Origin of the sequence: Antarctobacter heliothermus (assembly GCF_900188425.1) — a bacterium.
Taxonomy (GTDB): domain Bacteria; phylum Pseudomonadota; class Alphaproteobacteria; order Rhodobacterales; family Rhodobacteraceae; genus Antarctobacter; species Antarctobacter heliothermus.
In genome coordinates this window covers 26137-43666 of record NZ_FZON01000045.1, presented here as the reverse complement: position 1 = coordinate 43666, position 17530 = coordinate 26137, and the positions used below count along the sequence as shown (strand labels likewise).

At 63.7% G+C, this 17530-nt stretch carries 18 protein-coding genes; 12 read left to right on the top strand and 6 right to left on the bottom strand.

From position 1 onward, the window contains the following. Positions 1 to 276 (bottom strand): transposase (locus CHB90_RS19025; protein ID WP_170941114.1); only part of this gene is annotated, 276 nt, incomplete at its 3' end. A 70-nt stretch (positions 277 to 346) separates the two neighbouring features. Between CHB90_RS19025 and ehuB the strand changes: the two genes are divergently transcribed. The 3 genes from ehuB to ehuD all read left to right on the top strand — a co-directional run bounded on the left by ehuB (position 347) and on the right by ehuD (position 2373). Beyond that, the gene (ehuB, locus tag CHB90_RS19020; RefSeq protein ID WP_245823304.1) at positions 347 to 985 is read left to right on the top strand and encodes an ectoine/hydroxyectoine ABC transporter substrate-binding protein EhuB; all 639 of its coding nucleotides are present in this window, start codon (positions 347 to 349) and stop codon (positions 983 to 985) included. Between the two features lie 63 nt (positions 986 to 1048). Continuing rightward, positions 1049 to 1717 (top strand): ectoine/hydroxyectoine ABC transporter permease subunit EhuC, encoded by a 669-nt coding sequence (gene ehuC, locus CHB90_RS19015; protein WP_089279434.1) that lies wholly within the window; start codon positions 1049 to 1051, stop codon positions 1715 to 1717. 2 nt (positions 1718 to 1719) lie between these two features. Next, entirely contained in the window at positions 1720 to 2373 is a 654-nt protein-coding gene (ehuD, locus tag CHB90_RS19010) for an ectoine/hydroxyectoine ABC transporter permease subunit EhuD (RefSeq protein ID WP_089279433.1), read from the top strand. 319 nt (positions 2374 to 2692) lie between these two features. Here the strand turns inward: ehuD and CHB90_RS19005 are convergent, their stop codons facing one another. Continuing rightward, positions 2693 to 4972 (bottom strand): NADP-dependent malic enzyme, encoded by a 2280-nt coding sequence (locus CHB90_RS19005; RefSeq protein WP_089279432.1) that lies wholly within the window; start codon positions 4970 to 4972, stop codon positions 2693 to 2695. Positions 4973 to 5197: 225 nt separating this feature from the next. On the opposite strand from CHB90_RS19005, the gene CHB90_RS19000 reads away from it, so the two are divergent. The 6 genes from CHB90_RS19000 to CHB90_RS18975 all read left to right on the top strand — a co-directional run bounded on the left by CHB90_RS19000 (position 5198) and on the right by CHB90_RS18975 (position 11177). After that, positions 5198 to 5614 (top strand): cytidine deaminase, encoded by a 417-nt coding sequence (locus CHB90_RS19000; RefSeq protein WP_089279431.1) that lies wholly within the window; start codon positions 5198 to 5200, stop codon positions 5612 to 5614. Then, entirely contained in the window at positions 5614 to 6906 is a 1293-nt protein-coding gene (locus tag CHB90_RS18995) for a thymidine phosphorylase (RefSeq protein ID WP_089279430.1), read from the top strand. Before CHB90_RS19000 ends, CHB90_RS18995 begins: the two co-directional genes overlap by 1 nt. Further along, on the top strand, positions 6906 to 8108 hold the full coding sequence (locus tag CHB90_RS18990) for a phosphopentomutase (protein ID WP_089279429.1): 1203 nt from the start codon (positions 6906 to 6908) through the stop codon (positions 8106 to 8108). Before CHB90_RS18995 ends, CHB90_RS18990 begins: the two co-directional genes overlap by 1 nt. Then, complete coding sequence (locus tag CHB90_RS18985; RefSeq protein ID WP_089279428.1) at positions 8105 to 9133, top strand: adenosine deaminase; 1029 nt, start codon at positions 8105 to 8107, stop codon at positions 9131 to 9133. The genes CHB90_RS18990 and CHB90_RS18985 overlap by 4 nt, the downstream gene beginning before the upstream one ends. Beyond that, positions 9130 to 9762 carry a uracil phosphoribosyltransferase gene (upp, locus tag CHB90_RS18980; RefSeq protein WP_089279427.1) on the top strand — a complete coding sequence of 211 codons (633 nt, stop codon included), beginning with the start codon at positions 9130 to 9132 and terminating at the stop codon, positions 9760 to 9762. The genes CHB90_RS18985 and upp overlap by 4 nt, the downstream gene beginning before the upstream one ends. 284 nt (positions 9763 to 10046) lie before the next feature. After that, complete coding sequence (locus tag CHB90_RS18975; protein WP_141135927.1) at positions 10047 to 11177, top strand: SPOR domain-containing protein; 1131 nt, start codon at positions 10047 to 10049, stop codon at positions 11175 to 11177. 53 nt (positions 11178 to 11230) lie between these two features. Here CHB90_RS18975 and CHB90_RS18970 read toward each other — a convergent pair whose 3' ends face one another. Together CHB90_RS18970 and CHB90_RS18965 are read right to left on the bottom strand one after the other, a co-directional pair. After that, positions 11231 to 12247: a hypothetical protein gene (locus tag CHB90_RS18970; protein WP_089279425.1), complete on the bottom strand. Its 1017-nt coding sequence runs from the start codon at positions 12245 to 12247 to the stop codon at positions 11231 to 11233. 114 nt (positions 12248 to 12361) lie between these two features. Then, positions 12362 to 13990, bottom strand: coding sequence for an AMP-binding protein (locus CHB90_RS18965; protein ID WP_089279424.1), 1629 nt, complete (start codon positions 13988 to 13990; stop codon positions 12362 to 12364). 109 nt (positions 13991 to 14099) lie between these two features. Between CHB90_RS18965 and CHB90_RS18960 the strand changes: the two genes are divergently transcribed. After that, positions 14100 to 14747: a sulfotransferase family 2 domain-containing protein gene (locus tag CHB90_RS18960; protein WP_089279423.1), complete on the top strand. Its 648-nt coding sequence runs from the start codon at positions 14100 to 14102 to the stop codon at positions 14745 to 14747. Between the two features lie 22 nt (positions 14748 to 14769). Here the strand turns inward: CHB90_RS18960 and CHB90_RS18955 are convergent, their stop codons facing one another. Together CHB90_RS18955 and CHB90_RS18950 are read right to left on the bottom strand one after the other, a co-directional pair. Then, the gene (locus tag CHB90_RS18955) at positions 14770 to 15114 is read right to left on the bottom strand and encodes an SH3 domain-containing protein (protein ID WP_170941113.1); all 345 of its coding nucleotides are present in this window, start codon (positions 15112 to 15114) and stop codon (positions 14770 to 14772) included. Positions 15115 to 15328: 214 nt separating this feature from the next. Continuing rightward, a complete protein-coding gene (locus CHB90_RS18950; protein WP_089279421.1) occupies positions 15329 to 15964 on the bottom strand; it encodes a ribonuclease T2 family protein in 636 nt (211 codons plus the stop codon). A gap of 158 nt (positions 15965 to 16122) precedes the next feature. On the opposite strand from CHB90_RS18950, the gene CHB90_RS18945 reads away from it, so the two are divergent. Together CHB90_RS18945 and CHB90_RS18940 are read left to right on the top strand one after the other, a co-directional pair. Next, positions 16123 to 16896, top strand: coding sequence for a DUF1013 domain-containing protein (locus CHB90_RS18945; protein ID WP_089279420.1), 774 nt, complete (start codon positions 16123 to 16125; stop codon positions 16894 to 16896). 227 nt (positions 16897 to 17123) lie between these two features. After that, on the top strand, positions 17124 to 17528 hold the full coding sequence (locus tag CHB90_RS18940) for a VOC family protein (protein WP_089279419.1): 405 nt from the start codon (positions 17124 to 17126) through the stop codon (positions 17526 to 17528). The last annotated feature ends 2 nt before the right edge of the window (positions 17529 to 17530 follow it).

Sequence of the window (17530 nt, the reverse complement as noted above, 5' to 3'; positions counted from 1 at the left end):
GTCGGGCACCGCCCAGTCGAGGCCGACCAGGCTCAGTAGGCTTTCAACGAACCCGGTCGTCTGCCGGAGCGCCATGCCGAAAAGGACTTTCATCGTCAGGCATGCCTGGATCGCGGCGTCGCTATAGAGCGGCTGCCGGCCTCGCTTGCCGGTCGGCGGTGGCACCCAGACCATGTCCGGGTCGAACCAGATCGTCAGGGAGCCGCGCTGCTTCAGCGCTTCGTTGTAGGCCGGCCAGTTCTTGGTCTTGTAGCTCGGCGGGATCGGTCTGCTCATGCAGGACAGCTACCACGCTGGATTCACGAGATGAATCCCTCAACCAGCCTTTGCGCAACAAAGCCCTGTGATGGCCAAACTCGGCGTTCCGGAAATTCGCGCACAGGTCGTCCCTTATGGTTCGATGATCCCGGCGCTTTTGGCGCGGCGCGTCGATATGGCGACCTCGGGCCTTTACATCAAGCCGAACCGTTGCGTGGCAATCATATATTCCGAGCCCGACCTCTGCGGTGCTGAAGCTTTTGCCGTGCCTGCGGGAAATCCGCATGGGCTCACTACATATGAAGATATTGCGGAAAACCCTGAGCTGACGATGACAACCTGCGCCGGCTGCGCAGAGGAAACATATGCTCTGGAGCGCGGTGTCAAACCCAGCCAGATTAAGGTTTTTACCGATCCACAGAGCGGCATCAAGATGTTGCAGCAGGGTCGCGTCGATGTGTTTGCCTTGTCGGGACTGGGGACGCAAGATCTTCTGCTCAAGCTGAACGACCCGAGTGTTGAACTGGTTATGCCGGTGAAGGGGGTTCCTATGGGCTGCGCCGGCACTGCATTCAATCCTGAGGATACGGCATTTCGCGAAGCCTATGACCAGGCGCTGGTCGAGTTGAAGGAAAGCGGGGAGTTTGCCGAGATCATCGAGCCTTATGGCTTCTCGGCCGAAGCGACGCTGGCCGTCAAGCGCGACGATTTCTGCCCCGGCAACTGAGCCGCTTAGTTCAAATCTAACTCTCCCTCGCGCCTCGCGGGGGAGATGATGGGATGCGTCACAATGGAAGTGCTTGTCGAATTTTTTCCGCTCCTGCTCAAGGGCGCCACAGTGACGATCCAACTGACGGTTGTCAGCGCAGTGATCGCTCTGGTGATCTCCTTCGTCGTGGGGTTGGCGCGATTGTCCCGGTATCGCGTCGTGCGCGTCTTGTCCGTGATCTATCTTGAGTTTTTTCGCGGCACATCGGCCCTGGTGCAGATGTTCTTCATGTTTTACGTCCTACCGCTTTTCGGTCTTACCCTGGCACCCTTTGCCGCTGGCTTTCTGGCCTGTGGCATGAATCTGGGCAGCTATGGATCAGAGGTTGTTCGGGGCGCGATCAAATCGGTCGGGAAACCCCAGCGCGAAGCGGCGCTTTCCCTGAACTACACGACCTTTCAGCTTTACCGGCATGTCCTCATTCCACAGGCGATTCCGATGATGATCCCGCCCTTTGGCAACCTGTTGATCGAATTGATGAAGCTGACCGCGGTTGCGTCGCTGATCACGATATCCGATCTGACCTTTGCCGCCCAGATCGTGCGGGCACAGACCGGGCTTACGCTGGAACCCTTCCTCTTGATCCTCGTAGTCTATTTCCTGATCGCTTCGGTACTTGTTGGCGCAGTTGATCTGCTCGCCTGGCGGATCAAGACCAAACGCAAATTGAATGTCAGAACAGGAAACTAATCATGGATTGGAGTTGGATCGTCGTCGCCGATGTTTTGCCGCGTCTGCTCGCAGGGTTGGTCGTCACCGTTCAAGCGACATTCGCAGGCGCCGCGGTGGCCTATGCACTGGGCCTGATGCTGGCAATCCTGCGGCGATCGCCGTCACGGCTGGTTTCGCTGACAACCTATTGGCTCTCGGAATTCGTGCGTCGTACGCCGCTTCTGGTGCAGCTCTATTTCCTGTTCTACGTCTTGCCCGACCTCGGGGTCTATCTGTCTCCGTTCGTCGCCGGAGTCATCGGTCTGGGGGTGCATTTCAGCACATACACAGCCGAAGTATTCCGTGCTGGCATCGAACATGTGCCCAAGGGACAATGGGAGGCCGCGCGATCACTGAATTATTCCCCCACTCAGACATGGATCAATGTCATCTTGCCGCAATCGATCCCCCCGATGATCCCGCCATTGGCGAATTACCTGGTGACGATGTTCAAGGAAACGCCATTGCTTGCCGCGATCACGGTGGTCGAGCTGTTCAACGCTGCGAACATCTACAGTAACAGTACCTACAAGTATCTGGAACCGATGACGCTGGTGGGACTTCTGTTCCTGATTGTGACAATCCCGACAGTTTGGGCGACCATGTATCTCGAGAGGCGGTACGCGCGACACTAGAGTCGCTTGGTTACCCCAGCCATCCGCACGGACGCCGTGTGGTGATCTCAATTCCTGTATGGTCAGGATGAGGTCCGAGTGGAGCGCAGTGTAACGTCACAAAGCTCCGCCACGTCTGCGATTAGTTTCTGCGCCAGCAAAAGTGGCAACTGCAGAAGTCCGGTTTGTGCCGCTTGGCCGACCTCCGGGTCAACAGGTGCCGAAGATGTCTTCGGTCGCTGTTGCTCGACGTAGCGCCGAGCGTACAGGGCGTTCGGCCACAAATTGCACCATTTGCGGCAAACGGCGGGTCAAAGGCCCGCCGTTTTTCCGTTCTGCCTTAGCCGTAATGCGCCACTGGTGTGCCCGCGATGGCGGCCATGTTCAGCAGGCCCCGCGCGGTGATCGAGGGGGTCACGATATGGGCGCGGTTGCCCATGCCCATCAGGATCGGACCGACCTCCAGCCCGCTTGCCTTCATCTTGAGAATGTTGCGGGTGGCCGAGGCCGCGTCGGCGTGGCCAAAGATCAGCACGTTGGCGGCCCCCTGCATCCGGTTGCCGGGGAACTGGCGTTCGCGCAGATCGACGTCCAGCGCGCTGTCGACGTTCATCTCTCCCTCGTAGCAGAAGTCGCAGTCATGCGCGTCGAGGATCTGCATGGCGTCGCGCAGGCGCACGCCGCTGTCGGATTGCTGGTTGCCGAACTGCGATTGGGAGCAGAGCGCGATCTTGGGCTCGATGCCAAAGCGGCGCACATGCCGGGCCGCGCCAATGGCGGTTTCGGCCAGTTGTTCGGCGGTGGGCTGCTGATGCACATGGGTGTCGGCGATGAACAGCGGCCCGTCTTCGAGGATCATCAGCGACAGCGCCGCCTGCGGATGATGTTTGCGGTCGCCCAGCACCTGCCGGATGTAGTTCAGATGCCAGAGATATTCGCCGAAGGTGCCGCAGATCAGGCTGTCGGCCTCATCGCGGTGGACCATGATCGCGCCGATGGCGGTGGTGTTGGTGCGCATGATCGCGCGCGCCAGATCGGGCGTGACACCGCGCCGGGCCATCACCTCGTGGTAGCTGGTCCAGTAGTCGCGGTAGCGCGGATCGTTCTCTGGATTGACGATGTGAAAATCGCGTTCCGGCCGGATTTCCAGCCCCATGCGTTCACACCGGGCGGCGATCACCTCTGGACGGCCAATCAGGATCGGCGTTTCGGTGGTTTCCTCAAGAATGGCCTGGGCCGCGCGGAGCACGCGTTCATCCTCACCCTCGGCAAAGACGATCCGGCGCGAGGCGGTGGCGGCGGCCTGAAACACCGGGCGCATCAGCAGCGCGGATTTGTAGACCGATGCGTCCAGCTTTTGCTTGTAGGCTTTCAGGTCCTCCAGCGGGCGCAGGGCGACGCCGGACTCCATCGCGGCGCGGGCCACGGCAGAGGAGACAATGCCCGACAGGCGCGGGTCAAAGGGCTTGGGGATCAGGTAATCGGCCCCGAATGTGAGCTGTTCGCCGCGATAGGCGGCGGCGGCCTCGGCGCTGGTGGTGGCGCGCGCAAGGGCGGCGATGCCTTCGACGCAGGCGACCTGCATGGCGTCGTTGATTTCCGTCGCGCCCACATCCAGCGCGCCCCGAAAGATGAAGGGGAAACACAGGACGTTGTTGACCTGGTTGGGAAAATCGCTGCGCCCGGTGGCGATGATCGCGTCGGGCGCGGCCTCACGCGCAAGGTCCGGCATGATTTCCGGCGTGGGGTTGGCCAGCGCAAAGATGATCGGGCGGGCGGCCATGCGGCCGACCTGTTCGGGCTTCAGGACGCCGGGACCGGAGAGGCCCAGGAACAGATCCGCGCCGTCAATCACGTCGTCCAGCGTGCGCAGGTCGGAGGGCTGGGCAAAGGCGGCCTTTTGCGGGTTCATGTCCTCTGCGCGGCCCTCAAACACCAGACCGTGAATGTCACACAGCCAGATGTTTTCGCGCTTCACGCCCAGTTTCACCAGCATGTTGAGGCAGGCGATGCCCGCCGCGCCGCCGCCGGTGCTGACCACCTTGATGTCGCCCCATGCCTTTTCGGCCACATGCAGCGCGTTGGTCGCCGCCGCGCCGACCACGATGGCAGTGCCGTGCTGGTCGTCGTGAAAGACGGGGATGTTCATCCGCTCGCGGCAGATCTTTTCCACGATGAAACAATCGGGGGCCTTGATGTCCTCAAGGTTGATGGCGCCAAAGGTGGGTTCCAGCGCGCAGACGATCTCGGCCAGTTTTTCCGGGTCCGGTTCGTTCACCTCGATGTCGAAACAGTCGATGTTGGCGAATTTCTTAAACAGGACGGCCTTGCCCTCCATGACCGGCTTGGACGCCAGCGCGCCGATGTTGCCAAGGCCCAGAACGGCGGTGCCGTTTGTCACCACCGCGACCAGATTGCCCTTGGTGGTGTAGCGGGCGGCGTTGGCCGGGTCGGCCTTGATTTCAAGGCAGGCCTCGGCGACGCCGGGGGAATAGGCGCGGCTGAGATCGCGGCCATTGGCCAGCGGTTTGGTGGCGCGGACCTCCAGCTTTCCGGGGCGCGGGTTCTCATGGTAGAACAGTGCCGCCTGACGCAGCGATTCATTGGTGGTGTCGTTCATGAAGAGGCCCTCCCGAAGAGTTTGTTTAATGCTAAACGACCCCGGTCTCCCACGGCAAGAGTCACGCGTCCGATAGCAGTTTCAGGATTCGATTGAAAATGGAATCCGGGAGGCGGCCCCGGCGGAGTGTCGCTGTTTCGCGCTAACATTCGACCCTCGCCGCCTCTTGCATTCCGCAGACCGGCTCCGCAACATGGGGGGCGTTCATCGAGGAAGGCCCATCCCATGTCCAATCCCCTCTCCGGATTCGCCGAGCTTGCCGCCGCCGCCCGTGCGGTGCGTGAGAACGCCTATGTCCCTTATTCGCATTTCAAGGTCGGAGCCGCCCTCCGCGCGCCCTCTGGCGCGGTCTATGTCGGCTGCAACGTGGAAAACGTCGCCTATCCCGAGGGCACCTGCGCCGAGGCCGGGGCGATTGCCGCGCTGGTGGCGGCGGGCGAGACAGAGATTGTTGCCGCCTATGTCATCGCCGACAGCGCGCATCCGGTGCCGCCCTGTGGCGGGTGCCGGCAGAAATTGTTCGAGTTTGCGCGGGGGGACGTAGAGGTGACGATGGCCACGGTGGATGGCGGTCAAGAGACGGTGACGGTGGCGGATCTGCTGCCCGGCGCCTTTGGCAGTGCGCATATGGATCGCACCTGATGGATGCGCGCGGGATCATCGGAGAGCTGCGCCGTGGCGAGGAACCGGCCCCTCGGGAACTGGCCTGGTTTGCGCAGGGGCTGGCCGATGGGTCGGTGAGTGCGGCGCAGGCGGGGGCCTTTGCCATGGGGGTGTGTCTGCGCGGATTGTCAGAGGCGGGGCGCGTGGCGCTGACGCTGGCGATGCGGGATTCCGGCCGGGTGCTGGAGTGGGACATGGACGCGCCGGTGGTGGACAAGCATTCCACAGGCGGCGTGGGCGATTGTGCGTCGCTGGTGCTGGCACCTGCGCTGGCGGCCTGCGGGGTTTACGTCCCGATGATTTCCGGCCAGGGGCTGGGCCATACCGGCGGCACATTGGACAAGCTGGAGGCGATACCGGGCTATTCCGTCGCCGCCGATGAGGCGATGCTGCGGCAGGTGGTGGGGGACGTGGGCTGTGCCATCGTCAGCGCCTCTGCCGACATCGCCCCGGCGGACAAGCGGCTGTACGCGATCCGCGATGTGACCGGCACCGTCGAGAGCCTTGATCTGATCACCGCGTCGATCCTGTCGAAAAAGCTGGCCGCCGGGCTGCAATCGCTGGTGCTGGACGTTAAAACCGGGTCGGGTGCCTTCATGAAGACGCAGGCAGATGCGCGTGCGCTGGCACAGGCACTTGTCAGCACGGCCAATGCGGCGGGCTGTCCGACGACGGCGCTGATCACCGACATGACGCAGCCGCTGGCGGCGTCGCTGGGCAACGCGCTGGAGGTCGAGTCATCGATGGCAGTGCTGACCGGGCAGGACAAAGGCCCGCTGCTGGAACTGAGCATCGCGCTGGGGGCGGAACTGCTGGCCACCGCCGGGATCGCCGATGGCGAGGCCAAGCTGCGCAAGGCCATCACCTCGGGCGAGGCGGCGGAGCGGTTTGGCCGGATGGTCTATGCGTTGGGCGGGCCGCTGGCCTTTGTCGATGACTGGCGGCGTTTCCTGCCAGAGGCGACGGTGATCCTGGAGGTGCCCGCGCCAAGGGCCGGTGTGGTGACGCAGATGGACGGCGAGGCGCTGGGGTTGGCGGTGGTCGATCTGGGCGGCGGACGCCGGGTCGAGACCGATGTGGTGGACCCGGCGGTGGGCTTTTCCGACGTGGTGCGTCTGGGCGACACGGTGGCCAAGGGCCAGCCGCTGCTGCGGGTCCACGCGGCGCGTGAGGAACAGGCCGCCGCCGCCGCGCAGGTGGCATTGCGGGCCATCACGCTGGGGGACACGGCCCCCGAAACCGTGCCGTTGATCATGGAGAGGATCACCTGATGCGCGCCTTTCTGGTTGTGATGGATTCGGTCGGCATCGGCGGTGCGCCGGACGCGGATGCGTATTTCAACGACGGGGTGCCCGACACCGGGGCCGACACGCTGGGCCATATCCTTGATGCCTGCGCCAAGGGCGCGGCAGAAGAGGGGCGCAGCGGCCCTCTGCACCTGCCGACGCTGAGCGCGCTGGGCCTGTACCACGCGGCCGATCTGGCCTCGGGCGGGGCGCGCGCCGATGACACGCCGCCGATGGGGCTCTGGGGCGCGGCGACCGAGGTGTCCAAGGGCAAGGACACGCCGTCGGGGCATTGGGAACTGGCCGGTCTGCCGGTGCCGTGGGACTGGCATTTCTTTCCCGACACCACGCCGGCCTTTCCCAAGGACGTGACCGATGAGGTCTGCCGGATCGCCGGAGTCGATGGTGTGTTGGCCAATTGCCACGGCTCCGGCACGGTGATGCTGGACGAATACGGCGCAGAGCACATCCGCACCGGATTCCCGATCTGCTATACCTCTGCCGACAGTGTGTTCCAGATTGCCGCGCATGAGGAGCATTTTGGCCTGCAACGGCTGTTGGATCTGTGTGAGACGCTGGCCCCGATCCTGCACAAGATGAAGGTGGGCCGGGTGATCGCGCGCCCCTTTGTGGGGGAGCCGGGCAATTTCACCCGCACCGGAAACCGGCATGATTATGCCATTACCCCGCCTGAGCCGGTGCTGACCAACTGGGTGCAGGACGCGGGCCACCGGGTCTATGCGGTGGGCAAGATCGGCGACATCTTTTCCATGACCGGCATCGACGAGGTGCGCAAAGGCGACGACGCCAACCTGATGGGCCACCTGTCGGATCTGATTGACGAGGCCGAGGACGGCAGCCTGACCTTTGCCAATTTCGTCGAGTTCGACAGCCTGTATGGCCACCGCCGCAACGTGTCGGGCTATGCCCGGCATCTGGAATGGTTCGACGCGCAACTGGCGGGGCTGCTGGCACGGCTGCGCGAAGACGACATGCTGCTGATCACCGCCGACCACGGCAATGACCCGACATGGACCGGCACCGACCACACCCGCGAACGGGTGCCGGTTGTGGTGGCTGGCTGCGGTGAGGGGACGCTGGGGCAGATCGGCTTTGCCGATGTTGCCGCCTCTATCGCCGCACATCTTGGCGTGCGATCGCACGGCCCCGGAAGGAGTTTCCTGTGAGAGACCGCGACCCCATCACCGACGAGGACGAACTGCACCGCATCGTGACCCTGCCCAAGGTCGAGCTGCACCTGCATTTCGAAGGGGCCGCGCCGCCCGCGTTCATCCGTGGGCTGGCCAAGGAAAAGAAGATCGATATCAGCGGGATTTTCAATCCGGACGGCTCTTACGCGTACCGGGATTTCTGGCATTTCCTCGAGGTCTACGAGGCGGCGACATCGGTGTTGCAGACGCCCGAGGATTTTGCCCGCCTGTGTACCGCGCTGCTGGAAGAAAGCGCGCGGAACGGTGTGGTCTATACGGAGACCTTTCTCAGCCCGGATTTCTGCGGCGGCGGCGATGTGACGGCGTGGCGCGAATACCTGCACGCGATCCGCGAGGCGGCGGATGCGGCAGAGCGCGACATGGGCATCACCCTGCGTGGCATCGTCACGCCGATCCGCCACTTTGGTCCGGAAAAGGCCAAGCGCGCCGCGCGCTGCGCGGCAGAGACGGCGGGCGACTGGATTGTCGGCCTTGGTATGGGCGGCGACGAGAAGCAGGGCAAACAGCGCGACTTTGCCTACAGTTTCGACATGGCGCGCGAGGCCGGTCTGAAGTTGACCAGCCATGCGGGCGAATGGCAGGGACCGTCAGAGGTGCGCGAGGCGGTCGAGGATCTGGGCGTCGAACGGATCGGCCACGGGGTCCGCGCCATCGGCGATCTGGCGGTGGTCGACATGCTGATAGAGCGCGAGATCACACTGGAGGTCTGCCCCGGCTCCAACGTCTTTCTGGGCGTATTTCCGTCGTTGAAGGAACACCCGATCGAGCGGCTGCGCGAGCGGGGCGTCAAGGTGACGGTGTCCACCGATGACCCGCCGTTCTTTCACACCACCATGAAGGATGAGTACCTTGGCCTTGCCAAGGCGCATCGATGGGACGAAGAGGTGTTCGCACAGATCAACCAAACCGCCATCGACGCCGCATTCTGCGATGCGGCCACGCGTGAGGCGGTCAGAAAGAAACTGGAGCCGCCCGCATGAGCAAGCACCTCACCATCGTCGATCACCCCCTTGTGCAGCACAAGCTGACCCTGATGCGGGAAAAGGACACCTCGACTGCCAGTTTCCGGCGGCTGCTGCGCGAGATCAGCCTGCTGCTGGCCTATGAGGTCACGCGTGAGATGCAGATGACCACCAAGCGGATCGAAACCCCGCTGTGCGAGATGGACGCCCCGGTGATCGAGGGCAAGAAACTGGCGCTGGTGTCGATCCTGCGGGCGGGCAACGGGCTGATGGATGGTATTCTGGAGCTGATCCCGGCGGCGCGGGTCGGCTTTATCGGGCTGTACCGGGACGAGGCGACGCTGAAACCGGTTCAGTATTACAACAAGCTGCCAGAGCAGATGGGCGACCGCCTGACCATCGTGGTCGATCCGATGCTGGCGACGGGCAATTCCTCGGCCGCCGCAATCGACCTGGTCAAGGCGTCCGGCGCCAAGGATATTCGGTTCCTGTGCCTGCTGGCCGCCCCCGAAGGGGTCAAGCGCATGGAAGAGGCCCATCCGGACGTTCCGGTCATCACCGCGTCGCTGGATCAGCGTTTGAACGAAAAGGGCTACATCGTTCCGGGGTTGGGGGATGCAGGCGACCGGATGTTCGGCACCAAATGATGCGGCAGGCCGCGACACGCGTGCTATCCATAGCGCGTGTGTTTCGCGGCCTGCGACAATCCCAGGTATATTGCCCGATTTACCGCAGTCCCGGCTGTGGACATCCCAAAGCCATTAACAATTTCAAGGCTTTACAGGACGGTTTCCAAAGGGGTATTCTATAGGTCAAATCTGTGGGGGCAGACATGACCTTGAAATCATTCTCTTTTATCGCGCTGCTGGTTTCCGGATTCGGAATTTCTTCTCTACCTTTGCATGCGCAATCCGCGTCCCGGGACGTTCCGGTGAACTTTCCGCCGGCCTCGTACACGGGCAGCCAGTTCGTCGACAACCGGGGCTGTGTCTATGTGCGCGCAGGCTTTGACGGGGCGGTGACATGGGTGCCGCGCGTCTCGCGCCAGCGCCAGCAGTTGTGCGGTCAAAAGCCGACGTTTGGCAGTACGCCGGTTGCGGCACCCGCCGCGCCGATGCCGACCACAACCAAGCCGGTGCAGATCACCGCAACGCCGCCGGCCAAGGCCGCGGCCCCCGCGCGGGTGCAAGCGACCACTACAGCGCCGGCGCCCAAGGTGGTCAGACGCACCGTGGTGCGCGCCGCCAAACCCGTTGCGGCCCAGCCGCCGCGTGTCGTGCGCCGCGTGCCCGCCGCTGCCGCCCCGGTGGCCAAGGCACCGGTCAAGGTGGTTCCCAAGAGGGTGGTGCAGGGTGAATACGCCTGCGTCAACGGTGAGACATTCCGCGTCGTGAACGGGATGAAGCTGCGCGCCAGCTGTGGTCCGCAAACCGCGCCGCATGTGACCATCGTCCGCCGGGGCGAGGCACCCGCGCCGGGCAAGAACGTCTATTACAACAAGAACAGCTGGGAGGGCAGCAACCTGACCCTGCCGCCAGAAACCCGCATCGTGCCGAAACATGTGCTGGAGCAGCATGACCCGCAGGTGGCCTATGTGCCCGAAGGCTATAGCCCGGCATGGAAAGACGACCGGCTGAATTCCTACCGCGCCTGGCAGACCGTCAAGGGCCATCAGGACACTCAGCAGATCTGGACCAACACCGTGCCTCGCAAACTGGTCACGCAGGTGCGCAGGCATGAGGTCAAACCGCCGGTGGTTGTGGGTCGGACCAAATCGCCGCTGCCGCTGACGCCGGTTGTGACCACCCGCAGTTCCGCCCCCAAGGCGGCGAGCGAACCCAAGGTCAAAACCGGTCGTTGGATCGAGATCGGGGCCTTTACCACACCCGACAAGGCGCGCTCTGCCGCGCATCGCCTGCAATCGTCCGGCCTGACGGTCCGCATGGGCAGCCACAAGAATCTGTCGCTGCTGCGGGTCGGGCCCTTTGCGTCGCATGACCAGTTGCAGGCGGCGCTGCGCCGTGTGCATATCACCGGCTACACGCAGGCCTATATCCGCTAAACGAAGACCAATTGACTGAACCGCCCGTGCGCCTCCCGCGTGCGGGCGATTTGTTATCCGCCGCAGATACCTTGCAGGCGCACCCAATCCGCATCGCTGAGAACCTGTCGGCTGTCCTGCCCCGCGCGCGGGTCTGCCTCGATCAGGGCAAGGGTGCGTTCGCCGGTAATGTCCAGCGCATAGGCGAAGGGCGAACTGCGGATCTCGGCCTGCGCAAAGGCGGCGATGAGCGCCTCAGGGGCGGGCAACTCTGGCTCTATCGCCATCAGGTGTTCGGCGTAGGCGGCCAGCGCCGTGTCCGGCAGGGCGCCGGTGGTCAGCAGGCGCAGGCTGGACATCAGCCCGGCATGATCCAGCAGCGCCGCCAGCGGATCGGTTTGCGCGGCACGCACGGTTTCCGACAACACAAACCCGGCGGCCACGTCCGGGTCTTCGTAGTCCTCGACAATGGCACGGCTGAGCAGGATGATCCTGCCGGGCAGATGTGCGCTGCGGCGCGCGCCGCCTGACAGCACCACGACACGCCCGCCATCCATCAGCCGGGCAGACAACCGGTCCAGCGGGCCACGCGCATCGCGCGTCATGCAGGGTTTGCCCGCGACTCTTTCGATGTGACGCAAGAGATGACCGCCGATCTCGGCCCGTTTGACCGGTGGCACCACGGTCACCGCATAGCGTTCCAGTGCGCTCGGCAACCAAAAGACCGCCCCCGCGAGCAGCGCCGCGAAAAGCCCGCCGGTGAGCAGAAAACGCAGTTTGCCCGGACGGGGACGGCGGCGTTCGATCGCGCGCAACAATTGGTCCACGCCTTCGATCATCTGGGTTTCCGAACCGGCCAGTTCCAGCGTCTCACCCGGCGCGTTGTCGGGGTGGTAGATGGCGGGAATATCCTTGCCGTTGGCGCGATTCACAGCCCCAAGCGACCAATGCGCCAAGGCGGTGCCATTGATGTCGGACAGGGTCAGCGTGGCGTCGCCCAGCGATACAATCACCTCACGGCGCTGTTCCTCTGGCGATGGCCGCCAGAGGCCGGTCGCTTCGAGACGTGAGAACTGTTTCAGGGCGGTCATCGGGGGCTGCTCTGCCTCGCATTTTGGCAACGCTATCATGCGGGGCAGGGCGGGGCAATCGAGCGCGCGTCCCCCTGACGGAGGCCGTCCTACCCGTGTCCCGCCGCGCCTGCATCAGCCCAGCTGCTTGGCCTGTTCGCGCAAGGCGAATTTCTGGATCTTGCCGGTCGAGGTCTTGGGCAATTCCTGGAACACCACCTTCTTGGGCGTCTTGAATCCGGCCAGCCGCTGCCGCGCAAAGGCGATCATTTCGGCCTCTGTGGCCTTATGCCCGTCCTTGAGCTCGACAAAGGCGCAGGGCACTTCTCCCCATTTCTCATCCGGCTTGGCGACGACGGCGCAGAGCAGCACCGCGTCATGGCCCATCAGGCAGCTTTCGACCTCGACCGAGGAGATGTTTTCGCCGCCCGAGATGATGATGTCCTTGGCACGGTCGGCGATCTGGACGTAGCCGTCGGGATGCTGGACCGCGATGTCGCCAGAGTGGAAATAGCCGCGTGCAAAGGCCTCTGTCGTGGCCTTGGGGTTCTTGTAGTAACCTTTCATCACGCCGTTGCCCCGGAACATGATTTCCCCCTTGATCCCTCCGTCGCGGGGGATGTCGTGGCCCTCGTCGTCGTGTACGGCGACCTCTTCCATAAAGGGCATGGCGACGCCCTGACGCGCCTTGATGGCGGCGCGTTCTTCGCCCTGCAGCGGCTCCCATTCGGGTTTCCATGTGCATTCGGTGGCGGGGCCGTAGACCTCTGTCAGGCCGTAGACCTGCGTCACGTTAAAGCCCATGGGTTCGATTTTCGCCAGCGTCGCCGGGGCCGGGGGCGCGCCTGCGGTGAACACCTCGACCACATGGTCGAAGTCGCGTTTCTGGTCGGCGGGGGCGTTCACCAGCATGTTGAGCACGATGGGCGCACCGCCAAAATGGGTCGCGCCCTCATCGGCAATGGCGTCAAAGATGGCAGGTGCGGTGGTGTCGCGGCAGCAGACAACCGTGCCGCCCAATGCGGGCATCATCCAAGTGTGGCACCAGCCGTTGCAGTGGAACAGCGGCACGATGGTCAGGTATTTCGGGTGCAGGGTCATGCGCCAGCTGACAATCTGGCCCATGGCGTTCAGATAGGCCCCCCGGTGGTGATAGACGACGCCCTTGGGCCGCCCGGTGGTGCCGGAGGTGTAGTTGAGGGCGATGCTCTCCCACTCATCTTCCGGCATGATCCAGGGGAAATAGGGGTCGCCGGTTTCTATGAAGGTCTCATAGTTGGTGTAGTGGCCGTGGGCGTGGACGCCTGCGTGGTCGTCGGCGACCTCGACGATCATGGGCGGCTCTCCCTCCATGAGGTCCAGTGCCTCTGCCAGCACGGGCAGGAATTGCGGGTCGCAGAGCACGAGTTTTGCGCCGCCGTGGTCAAGGATATAGGCCACGGTGGTCACATCCAGCCGGGTGTTGATCGCGTTCAGGATCGCGCCACAGGCGGGCACGGCAAAATGCGCCTCTGCATGGGCGGGGATGTTGGGCAGGATGGTGGCGACCACGTCGCCGGGCATGACGCCCGACTGCGCGAGGGCAGAGGCCAGCCGCGTCACCCGTTCGAAATACTGGGCATAGGTCTTGCGGTGGGGGCCATAGACCACGGCCAGATGTTCGGGCCAGATGCCGGCGGCGCGGCGCAAAAAGCTGAGAGGTGTCAGGGGCGTGTAATTCGCGGTGGTTTTGCCCAGTCCGGTTTCGTCAGCCAGCCAACCCATGAGATGCTCCCTTTTGCGCCAAGTGTGGCGACTATGCGCAAGTGCGCGGCGCAAGAAAAGCCCCGCATAGGGGTTTCATTTCGCCGCAAGCCGCCGCTAGGCTGCTGTCATGATCCTGTCGCCCGGACGCCGGTTCCTCTTTGTGCATATCCCCAAGACCGGCGGCACCTCGATGGCGCTGGCGCTGGAGGCGCGGGCGCATCGTGACGACATCCTGATCGGTGACACGTCCAAGGCACGGCGGCGCAAGGCGCGCGCGGCAAAGCTGGCCGAAACAGCGCGCGGGCGGATCTGGAAACATTCGGCATTGGCGGATCTGGACGGGGCGCTGACCCCGGAAGAAATCGGCGCGATGTTCTGTTTCTGCCTTGTGCGCAACCCGTGGGACCGGATGGTCAGCTATTACCACTGGCTGCGCGCGCAGGGGTTTGATCATCCGGCCGTGACCCTTGCAAAGGGGCAGGCGTTTGCCGGGTTCGTGCGGCACGCACATACTCGGGCCACGCTGCTGGCGTGGCCCTATGCGCGCTACATGCGTGACGCGGCGGGCCATGAACACGGGCAATTCCTGCGGCTGGAGCATCTTGAGCAGGACATGGGGCCACTGACCCGGCATCTGGGGTTCACGCCGGATCTGCCGCACGCAAACCGATCACAGCGGGCGGCAGAGTACCGGGGCTACTACGATTCCGCGACCCAGGAGATTGTCGCCGAGATCTGCGCCGAGGACATCGGGCGATTCGGCTATACCTTTTGATCGGTGCCGATGCGGGGCAGATTTACGGACAGACGCCACCGATATTGAGGTACTTGCCATAGACCCAGCCATTGGGATTGGCGGCGCCCCACAGCGGGTTCTGACACCGCCCCGTCATGCATTGCACCTGATACCAACTGCCCGAGCGGTTCCAGACGGAGATCTCATCCCCCAGGTACAGCTCTCCGATTTGCTGGTTGTTGGAGCTTGGCCCGGTGCGGACCGCAAGAAACCCGTTGCCGGAATAGTGGTTGTACTGGCTGATCGGACGCACGCCCACAACCCAGCCGGTGCAATCCCCGGCCTGAACCTGCGGGGCGGCAACGGCCAAAAGGGCAGCGGCGGCGAGGGCCAAAATGCGTGTCATGTCTCTCTCCCTTGTCAAACGGTGCGCGTCGTCCCGGTCAGGGCATGGGCGCACACAGGAGATTCGCATTCAATCCGCCGCATGTCTTTGACATGGGTCAGCACGCCTCTGCCGTCGGGTGCGCGCCTTTGGGAGGCCGCGATGCGGGCCAACCGGAACACGCCACGGGCCACCGCCCGCCGCGCCTGCAACCTGTTGATTTTCCCGCCACTTGTTACCGGATTGGTTCAAACCGGGCGTTTGTCAACTTGCAGTCACGCACCACGTCCTGACCGCAAGGCACCGGCTCCAGACCCTTTGACAGGCAGATGCGGACCTCTTGGATATGGCCGTCCTGACAGGTGATGGTGATCATGTCCGGCTCCAGCGTGGGGTTGGCCTTGATGAACGCCTCTTCGACCAGCTCGGCGGGCAGGGTGACGCTCTTGTCCAGCTTGCGAAAGGCGTCCGGGCGCGTGACTGCACCATAGGCCGCGCGCGACAGGTCAAAATACTGGGTGGCCGACAGCCCCGAACAGACGCCGTGTTTCTTCCACTGGTGCCACGCCAGCCCGCCGGAGCCCATGACATCTGTCATTTCGCCTGTCATCCGACGTGACGGCGCGCGTTGGGTCGTCGGGCAGAAAGCCGGCCAGCCGCGGTGAAACTGCGGCCAGAGCCCGTGCAGCAGCCATCCTGCATCGGTGTCGCACTGGTCGGCGTCGCGGGCGTCGCCCTCCAGCGCGCACCAGTTTGGCGACCAGCTTAGCGCCATGACGTAGTAGTCAAACTCTCCGGCGCGCTCACCGTCGGCCCGCAACATCCCGCCAATCAGACCCGCCCCCAGCACCAGAACACTCAGAAAACGCATTTTTACTTCCCCTTTGGACTCTGCGTCACTATATAGACGCCGAGTTCCCCGACAACGGTAACCCGCTCCGCCCGCCGGAGCCGCCCTTGGCCCCGACTGGCCCTGGGTCTGGCAAGAGGCATGGACGCGGCCCGCAAGACCAAGGAGATGATGACGAGATGTCCAAGCTGCTGCACCCCAAGGCGACCGCCGTTTGGCTGGTGGACAACACCACCCTGACCTTTAAGCAGATCGCCGATTTCACCGAGTTTCACGAGCTGGAAATTCAGGGCATCGCCGATGGCGACGTGGCTGTGGGGGTCAAGGGCTTTGACCCGGTCACCAACAACCAGCTGGATCAGGCCGAGATCGAAAAGGCCGAGAAGGATCAGTTCTATCGGCTGAAGGTCAAGCACAACCCGGCGGCGCGGGATGAGGACAAGCGGCGCGGCCCGCGCTATACCCCGTTGTCGAAACGGCAGGACCGTCCCAACGCGATCCTGTGGCTGGTGAAATTCCACCCCGAACTGGCGGACAGCCAGATCGCCAAGCTGGTCGGCACCACCAAGCCGACGATCCAGACCATCCGTGAGCGGACACACTGGAACATTCAGGCGATGCAGCCGATTGATCCGGTGGCGCTGGGCCTGTGCAAGCAGTCCGAACTGGATGCTGCCGTGGCCAAGGCCGCCAAGGCGATGCAGGCGGTGATGACCGACGATGAGCGCCGCAAGCTGGTCTCGACCGAGCAGAGCCTTGGGATGGACCCGGAGCCGCGTCTGCCGTCGGCAATCGAGGGTCTGGAAACCTTCAGCCTGTCCGATCCGCGTGGCGAGGACGACGACGAAGACCGCCGCAGCGACAGCGAGTTTCTGGACGCCGACAGCTTTTTCAACCTGCCCGAAGGCGGCAAGGACGACGAAGACGACGAGGACGACGACAAGAAAGCCTGATCCGCGCCGCTTGGCGGGTGATGATCGCAACATTTCTTTGACAAGCGCCTCCGCAAGGTTCTGCGGGGGCGTTTTTTTGTGGCTGACTGGGCGGCGTTGTTCCGAAGGGCGCCCCAGTGGGTTTTGGCGGCCTGCGCGGGGTCGTTTGTTGAGCGGCGACCCGTGTTGGCCTACGACAGAGCGGCAACTACGGTTGCAAGGTCGAATGTCGGAAAGGCACAGAACGCATGATTGCCTACGTCACAGTTGGCGCGGACGACATCGGACGCGCCACGCGGTTTTACTCCGCGATCCTGCCCGCGCTAGGCTATGACCTGAAAGAAGGGCCGGAGGGGCTGAGTTACGCATTGCCCGTGCAATCGGGGCAAGCCCCGGTTTTTCCGGATTTCTACGTCAAGCCAACCTTTGACGGGCGGCCGGCCTCGGCCGGCAACGGGGCCATGGTGGCCTTTGAGGCGCGCAGCCAGGAACAGGTGCGCGACCTGCATTCCGCCGCACTGGCCGCTGGTGGTACCAATGAGGGTGCGCCGTGTTTTCGGGCTGCTTATGGGCCGCGTTTTTTTGTTGGCTATCTGCGCGACCCGCAGGGCAACAAGATCGCCCTGTTCTCCAGCAATCCGAATGAGCCGTGACG

Excerpts from the sequence above, each read along its gene's own strand:
- CHB90_RS18945 (WP_089279420.1), top strand. The coding sequence starts at position 16,123 with ATGTCCAAGCTGCTGCACCCCAAGGCGACCGCCGTTTGGCTGGTGGAC.
- CHB90_RS18995 (WP_089279430.1), top strand. The coding sequence starts at position 5,614 with ATGGATGCGCGCGGGATCATCGGAGAGCTGCGCCGTGGCGAGGAACCG.
- upp (WP_089279427.1), top strand. The coding sequence starts at position 9,130 with ATGAGCAAGCACCTCACCATCGTCGATCACCCCCTTGTGCAGCACAAG.
- ehuC (WP_089279434.1), top strand. The coding sequence starts at position 1,049 with ATGGAAGTGCTTGTCGAATTTTTTCCGCTCCTGCTCAAGGGCGCCACA.
- CHB90_RS18940 (WP_089279419.1), top strand. The coding sequence starts at position 17,124 with ATGATTGCCTACGTCACAGTTGGCGCGGACGACATCGGACGCGCCACG.
- CHB90_RS18950 (WP_089279421.1), bottom strand. The coding sequence starts at position 15,964 with ATGCGTTTTCTGAGTGTTCTGGTGCTGGGGGCGGGTCTGATTGGCGGG.
- ehuB (WP_245823304.1), top strand. The coding sequence starts at position 347 with ATGGCCAAACTCGGCGTTCCGGAAATTCGCGCACAGGTCGTCCCTTAT.
- ehuD (WP_089279433.1), top strand. The coding sequence starts at position 1,720 with ATGGATTGGAGTTGGATCGTCGTCGCCGATGTTTTGCCGCGTCTGCTC.
- CHB90_RS18970 (WP_089279425.1), bottom strand. The coding sequence starts at position 12,247 with ATGACCGCCCTGAAACAGTTCTCACGTCTCGAAGCGACCGGCCTCTGG.
- CHB90_RS18990 (WP_089279429.1), top strand. The coding sequence starts at position 6,906 with ATGCGCGCCTTTCTGGTTGTGATGGATTCGGTCGGCATCGGCGGTGCG.
- CHB90_RS19000 (WP_089279431.1), top strand. The coding sequence starts at position 5,198 with ATGTCCAATCCCCTCTCCGGATTCGCCGAGCTTGCCGCCGCCGCCCGT.
- CHB90_RS18960 (WP_089279423.1), top strand. The coding sequence starts at position 14,100 with ATGATCCTGTCGCCCGGACGCCGGTTCCTCTTTGTGCATATCCCCAAG.
- CHB90_RS18965 (WP_089279424.1), bottom strand. The coding sequence starts at position 13,990 with ATGGGTTGGCTGGCTGACGAAACCGGACTGGGCAAAACCACCGCGAAT.
- CHB90_RS19005 (WP_089279432.1), bottom strand. The coding sequence starts at position 4,972 with ATGAACGACACCACCAATGAATCGCTGCGTCAGGCGGCACTGTTCTAC.
- CHB90_RS18955 (WP_170941113.1), bottom strand. The coding sequence starts at position 15,114 with ATGACACGCATTTTGGCCCTCGCCGCCGCTGCCCTTTTGGCCGTTGCC.